Here is a 7590-nt window from a genome sequence, read left to right on the forward strand (position 1 = left end):
GCTATCGCTGAGCACGGTCGTCGGGTCACCACTGGTCAAGCGCGACAAACAGCCATGTTCGATTTCGAAGAAGCCCTCAAGCTGGTATCCAGGCAGACCGTTCTCTGCGTCGGCGACGTCATGCTCGACGATTTCGTCTACGGCGAAGTCACGCGTATTTCGCCCGAGGCGCCGACGCCGGTTCTCGCGGTCAGGCACAGCGCGGTCGAGATCGGCGGCGCCGGCAATGTCGCGCGCAACATCGCTTCGCTCGGCGCGCGCTGCATCTTCGTCGGCCTGATCGGCGAGGACGATGCCGGCGAGAAACTGCGAGCCCAGTTGGCCCAGCAGAACCTCATCGAAAGCGTGCTGGTAAGCGATTTCGCGCGGCCGACGACCCGAAAAGTGCGCTTCGTCTCCGAGCATTTCTCGACCCACATGCTGCGTGCCGACTGGGAGCTGGCGCAGCCGGCCTCGCCCGAGATCGAGCAGCAACTGATCGACGTCACGCTGCCATGCCTGCCGCTCGCCGACATCGTGCTGCTGTCCGACTACGCCAAGGGCGTTTTGACTGCGCGGGTGATCCGCAACATCATCGACGCCGCGCGAAAACTCGGCAAGCGCGTCATTGTCGATCCCAAGAGCGCCAACTTTGCGATTTATCGCGGCGCGACGCTGCTGACGCCCAATCGCAAGGAATTCGCCGAAGCCACCCGCAGCCGCGCCGACAGTGAAAAAAGCATCGCCGACGCCGCCCATGACGCCATCCAGCTGGCCGATTGCGAGGCCATGCTGGTAACGCAAAGCGAGCACGGCATGACGCTGGTGCCGCGCAACGGCGAGGCCATTCACGTCCCGGCGCATCCGGTCAAGGTCCGCGACGTCTCCGGCGCTGGCGACACCGTCGCCGCAGCCCTCGCGGTCAGCCTCGCGGCGGGAGCCGATTGGGAGACCGCGCTGCGGATCGCAAACGCGGCGGCCGCGGTCGCGGTCGGCAAGAAGGGCACCGCCACGGTGACATCGGCGGAACTGCGGCGAAAAATCCTGCCGCATGCCTATCTCGCGGCGGAAGAGAAAATCATCGCCGCGGGTGGCGATCTTGCCGCGCATCTATCGGATTGGCGCAAGCAGGGCTTGCGGATCGGGTTCACCAATGGCTGCTTCGACATCCTGCATCCCGGCCACGTCAAGGTCCTGACCGCGGCGCGCGCCGCCTGCGACCGGCTGATCGTCGGGCTAAACAGCGACGCATCGACGAAACGGCTGAAGGGCGAGGGGCGGCCGGTGCAGGACGAGCAGGCGCGCTCCGAAGTACTGGCGGCGCTGGAGGCGGTCGATCTGGTCGCCATCTTCGAGGAGGACACCCCGATCCGGCTAATCACGGAGATCAGGCCGAGCGTATTGGTGAAGGGCGGCGACTACAGCCGCGAGCAGGTGGTCGGCCACGAGATCGTCGAAGCCTGTGGTGGCGAAGTGCTGCTGGTCGACATCCTGCCGGGGTTCAGCACGACATCGCTTGTCAAACGCGCGCGCGGAGGCCGGGCGTGAGCGCGCTGGCGAGGGAACAACTACCGGCGTTGTCGCCGCGACGGTGGCACGATCCCGCCGCGTGGTCGACGACGGCAGATGTTTTCGCAATCCTGATCGCGGTCGCGCTGCCCTGGTCGACCTCGCTGGCGTCGATCTCCGCGGCGGCGTTTCTGGTGTCGATGGCGCCGTTCTTCGACGTCAGGGCTTTCCTGCGATCGCTGCAACGTCCGGTCTGCGCCCTGCCGATCGCGCTGTTGGCGCTCGCGCTCGCCGGAACGCTGTGGTCGAACGTGTCATGGGCCGAACGGTTCTATGCCGTCGGCCCTTCGACAAAATTCCTGATGCTGCCGGTCCTGTTCTATCATTTCGAACGCTCCGCGCGCGGCAGACAGGTTTTCATCGCCTTTCTCGCCTCCTGCGCGGCGTTGATGGCGATGTCCTGGATCGTCGCGTTCGACCCGAGGCTCGCGCTCAAGTCCGGGGCCGAGTACGGCGTTCCGGTCAAGAACTATATCGACCAGAGCCAGGAATTCGCGCTGTGCGCCGTGGCGCTGGCCTATCCCGTCATCGGCCTGCTGCGGGCGAGGAGAATTTGGCCGGCGACGCTGCTCGCTGCGCTATCGCTCAGTTTCGTCGTCAACATGCTGTTCGTCAGCGTGTCGCGGACCGCGCTGGTGACGATCCCCCTGATGCTCGCGGTGTTCGCGCTGCTTCACCTGAAATGGCGCAGTATCGTCATCATCGGCTGCGCGACGGCCGTGCTGGGCGGTCTGGCGTGGGCGACATCGCCGCCGTTGCGCCGGACCACCGCGACGTTCCTGAGGGATTATCAGCTCTACAAGGAGCGTAATATCCCGACGTCGATCGGCCTGCGGCTGATGTTCTGGGAAAAATCGCTGCGGTTCATTTCCGAGGCCCCGCTGTTCGGCCACGGCACCGGCTCGATCCGTGCGCTGTTCGAGGAGGATGCCGTCGGCCAATTCGGCGCCGCCGCCGAGGTCGTTGCCAATCCGCATAACCAGACGCTGAGCGTCGGCATTCAGTGGGGGGCGATCGGCATTGTCCTGCTGTTTGCGATGTGGCTGGTGCATCTTTCGCTGTTCCGCGGCGAGGGGCTGGCGGCCTGGATCGGATTGATGGTGGTGCTGCAGAATATCTTCACCTCCGCGTTCAATTCTCATCTGTTCGATTTCAACGAGGGATGGATGTACGTGCTGGGCGTCGGCATCGCCGGCAGCATGGTGCTGGCTGCGCGTTCGCAGGCTTCGGTCGCGCGCGAGTCCGCGGGACCATGATGGCTGGCATGCGCGCGCCAGATGAGCTATCAGCGGCCTTGCAACGGGCCAGCCCCAGGATCGTTTGTTACCGGTCAGCGAAATGATGCGTCTCTCAAATCTGACCTTGCGCAATTTCCTGATCGCGGCGCACGACGCGATCGCGACCGCGCTTGCGGTGCTGGCGAGCTTCTATCTGCGCTTCGAGGGCGACGCATTTTTCGATCGCCTGCCGCTGCTGCTGCGCATCCTGCCGTATTTCGTGGCCTTCAGCGTGGTGGTTTGTTACTTCTTCAATCTCACCACCACGAAATGGCGTTTCATTTCGCTGCCCGACGCGCTGAATATTCTGCGCGTCGCGAGCGTGCTGACCGTGGCACTGCTGGTGCTCGACTATATCTTCGTCGCGCCCAACGTTCACAGCACATTGGTGACGCAGAATCTTCAGACCCCGTTCTTCCTCGGCAAGACGACGATCATCCTCTACTTTTTCCTCGAGGTGTTCTTTCTCAGCGGCCTGCGTTTCGCCTACCGCTATTTCCGCTATTCGCGCACCCGCTATCATGCCCGCAGCGAGGGCGCCTCGCCGGCGCTTCTGATCGGCCGTGCCGCGGATGCCGAAATCCTGCTGCGCGGCATTGAAAGCGGGGCGGTCAAGCATCTTTGGCCGGTCGGCGTATTGTCGCCGTCGCCGGCCGACCGCGGCCAGTCGATCCGCAACATCCCGGTGCTGGGCGGAATCGACGACATCGAGGATGTGATCGGCGATTACGCCAGGCGCAACAAGCCGATCGCGCGCGTGGTGATGACGCCGTCGGCGTTCGAGCCCGACGCCCGGCCCGAATCGGTCCTGATGCGATCGCGCCGGCTCGGGCTGATTGTGAGCCGCCTGCCGTCGCTGGAGAGTGGGGAGACGCCGCGGCTGACCAATGTCGCGGTCGAGGACCTGCTGCTGCGCCCCAGCGAAAACATCGATTACGGACGGCTCGAAGCGTTGGTGAGGGGCAAGGCGGTCATCGTCACCGGCGGCGGCGGCTCGATCGGCTCGGAGATCTGCGACCGCGTCGCCACCTTCGGCGCGGCGCGACTTTTGGTGATCGAGAATTCCGAGCCCGCGCTCTACGCCGTCACCGAAGCGCTCGCCGCGCACCAGACCGGCGCCGTCATCGAAGGGCGGATCGCCGATATTCGCGACCGCGATCGCATCACGCGGCTGATGGGAGAGTTCAAGCCGAACATCGTGTTTCACGCCGCCGCCCTGAAACATGTGCCGATCCTCGAGCGCGACTGGAGCGAGGGCGTCAAGACCAACATCTTCGGATCGATCAATGTCGCGGACGCCGCGCTTGCCGCGGGCGCCGAGGCGATGGTGATGATCTCGACCGACAAGGCGATCGAGCCGGTCTCGATGCTGGGCCTCACCAAGCGCTTTGCCGAGATGTATTGCCAGGCGCTCGATCACGATCTGGCGTCGCAACCGGGCACCAGGCCGAGGATGCGGCTGATCTCGGTGCGGTTCGGCAATGTGCTGGCGTCGAACGGCTCGGTGGTGCCGAAATTCAAGGCGCAGATCGAGGCCGGCGGCCCGGTGACGGTCACCCATCCCGACATGGTCCGGTATTTCATGACCATCCGCGAGGCCTGCGATCTCGTCATCATGGCCGCCACCCACGCGCTGGCGCCGGTTCGTCCGGATGTTTCGGTCTACGTCCTCAACATGGGACAGCCGGTCAAGATCGTCGATCTGGCGGAGCGCATGATCCGGCTTTCTGGCCTGCAGCCGGGCCATGACATCGACATCGTCTTCACCGGCATGCGGCCGGGCGAGCGGCTCAACGAAATCCTGTTCGCGACCGAAGAGCCGACCGTCGAGATCGGGGTCGCCGGCATCATGGCGGCCAAGCCGAACGAGCCGCCGATGCAGGCGCTGCGGAAGTGGATCGCCGCACTCGAGCAGGCGATCGCGCGCGACGACCGGAGCACCATCCGGGCCGTATTGCAGGATGCGGTGCCGGAATTCGGGTCAACAGCGGCCTGAAAGCGATTGATGCCGGGATTTGGAAAAGTCGTCATCGTCAGCCAGCATTATCCGCCGGACTTGAGCACGACGGCGGCGATCATGGCTGATATCGCCGAGCATCTCGCGCAAGATGCGTCTGTGCTGGTGCTGTCGGGGACGCCGGGATCGGCGACCGGTGCCGCCACGGCCTCGCGCCGGCCTGTGGTCGTCGAGATCAGGAACCGGATGGCGGAGAAAGCCGCCCTGATCAAGCGCGCCGCCGCCGAAGCATGCTTCACGCTGCGCGCCTTCATGGCGGCATTGCGGAACTTGCGGCGCGGCGATGTGGCGCTGACGGTCACCGCACCGTTCATGTTGCCCTATGCGGTCGCCGCCGCCGCCCGGCTGAAGGGCGCGCGATCGGCCCTCATCATGCACGACCTCTATCCCGACGTGCTGGTCATGGCCGGTCTTTTGAAACCGGCATCGATGGCTGCAAGCGCCATGCGGCTCGCCAATGCGCTGATGTTTCGCGCGCTCGATGCCGTGGTCGTCATCGGGCGCGATACCGGAAAACTGCTTTCGCGTTACCGGGGGATAACGCCCAACAAAATCCGGTTCATTCCGAACTGGGCGACGCTCGCTCCCGGCGTGCGGGCGGTCGCGCCCGATAACCGCTATCGTCGCGCGAACCCGGCCCGCTTCGTGGTGGGGCTGTCGGGCAATCTCGGTTTTACCCACGATCCCCTGATCGTGTTTGAGGCGGCACGACTGCTGCTGGACGATCCGGATATTCATTTCCTGCTCTCGGGCTGGGGGATGGGGTTCGAGCGGCTGAAGCAGATGCAATCCGAAGCGAATTTACCGAATGTGACGCTGGTCGACCGCGTCGAGGACGAGAACCTCGAAGAGTTCCTGTCGGCCGCGAACGTTTGGCTCATTCCCTATCGCAGGGACGTTGCCGGCGTGTCGGTGCCGAGCCGGTTCTACAATCTGCTGGCGGTCGGCCGTCCCGTCATTCTCGTCTCCGAACCCGACGCCGAGGCGGCGCTGACGGTGAGCGAACATGATATCGGCTGGGTGGTCCCGCCCGGTGACGCCGGCGAACTTGCCGCGGCCATCCGCCGAGCCTCTCAGTCGGACGACCCAAGACGGGCCGAACGGGCGGCCGCAATCGCGCGGCATTTCAACTTCGCCGATGCGATGGCGAGCTATTCCCTGCTCGTTCGGGGACTGCAGCGAAACGACGGATGAATTGCGACTACGCCGGCCGCGAAAAGCGGAACATCGTCAGCGCCACGCCAACGCCGCCGATGATCAGGAACGCGACATCGATCGCGGCCGAATGCGCATAGGTCGAGGCGATCGCCAGCACCGCAAGCCCGACATTGAGCACGAACACCTCGCGCACCACGGCGAGCACCGTAAAGCCGTTATCGGTGGCGCGCTGGTAGAAATGCGAGCGATGCGCCGCCCAGAACGCCTCGCCCCTCGCCAGCCGGCGCAGCAGCGTTACCGTCGCATCCGCCAGGTAATAGAGCGGCAGCAGCAGGGTGGCGGCGAATTGCTGGCTGTATGCGAGTTGCAACAGGCACCAGCCGAGTAGAAGGCCGATCGGCAGGCTGCCGACGTCGCCGAGAAAGATCTTTGCCACCGGGCGGTTGAAGGGCGCAAATCCAAGCATCGCGCCGCACAGCGCCGCGGCGACGATGGTCGCCGTCACCGGAAGTTCACCGAGCGCCCCAAGCATGATCATCGCTGCGGTGATAGGCACGACCTCGGCGACGGTCATCCAGTCGAGCCCGTCCATGAAGTTGACCAGGTTCACAAACCAGAGGCCGGCGAGCAGCAGCAGGCCGCGTTCGATCCAGAGCGGACAGGCCGGAACCACCCTCGCATCGCCGGGCGCGGCAAACAGGATCGCGCCGACCGCAAGCACCTGCAATAACAGCCGCGGTAAAACCGGAATGGATTTGATGTCGTCGGCGAATCCCACGATCGCGATGAACAGGGTCGCCGCCGCTATTGCGACCGGGAAATTCGCGGGTGCCGGAACAGCGTAAGCCAGGACGATGCCCGCGACCAGCAGCGTGGCCGCGATCACCGCGACGCCCGCGCCCTGCGGCGTGGGAACGCGATGCGACGACCGCGCGTTCGGCTTTGCAAGCGTATACCGCAGCAGCAGCGGCCGGATCGCCCAGGTGATGGCCGCCGAGACCACGCTGGCGATGGCGACGACCAGGATCGAAAGCAGCAATTCGGAATTCGTCATTGTATCCAATGCGGCGTATCCAATGCGGCGGTTACTCCGGAACCCCGATGGGCGCCGAGCGCTGCGCGGCCTTTTCGGCGCTGAAAATCCAGACCAGTCCGCCGAAGGCGCCGACGATGAAGGACACCGCGCCGAACAGCAGCGAGACGTTGACGCCTTCATTCGCCATCAACCCGGCATATCCGAACGCCAGCCCCATGGTGGCCTCGCGCACGCCCCAGCCCGCGATCGAGATCGGCAGCATGGTGATCAGCATGACCGGCGGCACCAGTTGAAACACCTGGCCGAACACGACGGGTGCCGCGATCGATTGCACCACGCACCAGGCAATGACGACGGCGAGAACGTGAACCAGCAGCGACAGCACCGCGATCTTGGGTCCGCGCTGGCGGTTGAACAGGACCCGGTTGGCGATCACGGCACAGGCGTGGAGATGGTGCATTCCCCACAAGCGCTCCAGCCAGGGCCAATTCAATCGACCGAGAACCAGGAATCCCACGCCGCCCGCCAGTGCCGCGAGATCGACGAACAACAGC

6 protein-coding genes are annotated in these 7590 nt (G+C 64.8%); 4 read left to right on the top strand and 2 right to left on the bottom strand.

Annotated elements, in window-relative coordinates:
- Positions 1-54 precede the first annotated feature (54 nt).
- The 4 genes from rfaE1 (at position 55) to VK804_RS20435 (ending at position 6036) form a co-directional block, all read left to right on the top strand.
- On the top strand, positions 55-1527 hold the full coding sequence (gene rfaE1, locus VK804_RS20420; protein ID WP_325373572.1) for a D-glycero-beta-D-manno-heptose-7-phosphate kinase: 1473 nt from the start codon (positions 55-57) through the stop codon (positions 1525-1527).
- On the top strand, positions 1524-2804 hold the full coding sequence (locus VK804_RS20425; protein ID WP_325373574.1) for an O-antigen ligase family protein: 1281 nt from the start codon (positions 1524-1526) through the stop codon (positions 2802-2804). The genes rfaE1 and VK804_RS20425 overlap by 4 nt, the downstream gene beginning before the upstream one ends.
- 82 nt (positions 2805-2886) lie before the next feature.
- Positions 2887-4821 carry a nucleoside-diphosphate sugar epimerase/dehydratase gene (locus VK804_RS20430; RefSeq protein WP_325373576.1) on the top strand — a complete coding sequence of 645 codons (1935 nt, stop codon included), beginning with the start codon at positions 2887-2889 and terminating at the stop codon, positions 4819-4821.
- 9 nt (positions 4822-4830) lie between these two features.
- Positions 4831-6036: a glycosyltransferase family 4 protein gene (locus VK804_RS20435; RefSeq protein WP_325373577.1), complete on the top strand. Its 1206-nt coding sequence runs from the start codon at positions 4831-4833 to the stop codon at positions 6034-6036.
- A 7-nt stretch (positions 6037-6043) separates the two neighbouring features.
- Here the strand turns inward: VK804_RS20435 and VK804_RS20440 are convergent, their stop codons facing one another.
- Entirely contained in the window at positions 6044-7054 is a 1011-nt protein-coding gene (locus VK804_RS20440) for a glycosyltransferase family 4 protein (RefSeq protein WP_325373582.1), read from the bottom strand.
- Between the two features lie 31 nt (positions 7055-7085).
- The coding region (locus VK804_RS20445) for a lysylphosphatidylglycerol synthase domain-containing protein (RefSeq protein ID WP_325373579.1) at positions 7086-7590 on the bottom strand (505 nt) is incomplete at its 5' end.

This window comes from Bradyrhizobium sp. (assembly GCF_035484855.1).
Lineage (GTDB): Bacteria > Pseudomonadota > Alphaproteobacteria > Rhizobiales > Xanthobacteraceae > Bradyrhizobium.

Coding starts and splice junctions, on each gene's coding strand:
- rfaE1 (WP_325373572.1), top strand. CDS start 55: ATGTTCGATTTCGAAGAAGCCCTCAAGCTGGTATCCAGGCAGACCGTT.
- VK804_RS20430 (WP_325373576.1), top strand. CDS start 2,887: ATGATGCGTCTCTCAAATCTGACCTTGCGCAATTTCCTGATCGCGGCG.
- VK804_RS20435 (WP_325373577.1), top strand. CDS start 4,831: ATGCCGGGATTTGGAAAAGTCGTCATCGTCAGCCAGCATTATCCGCCG.
- VK804_RS20440 (WP_325373582.1), bottom strand. CDS start 7,054: ATGACGAATTCCGAATTGCTGCTTTCGATCCTGGTCGTCGCCATCGCC.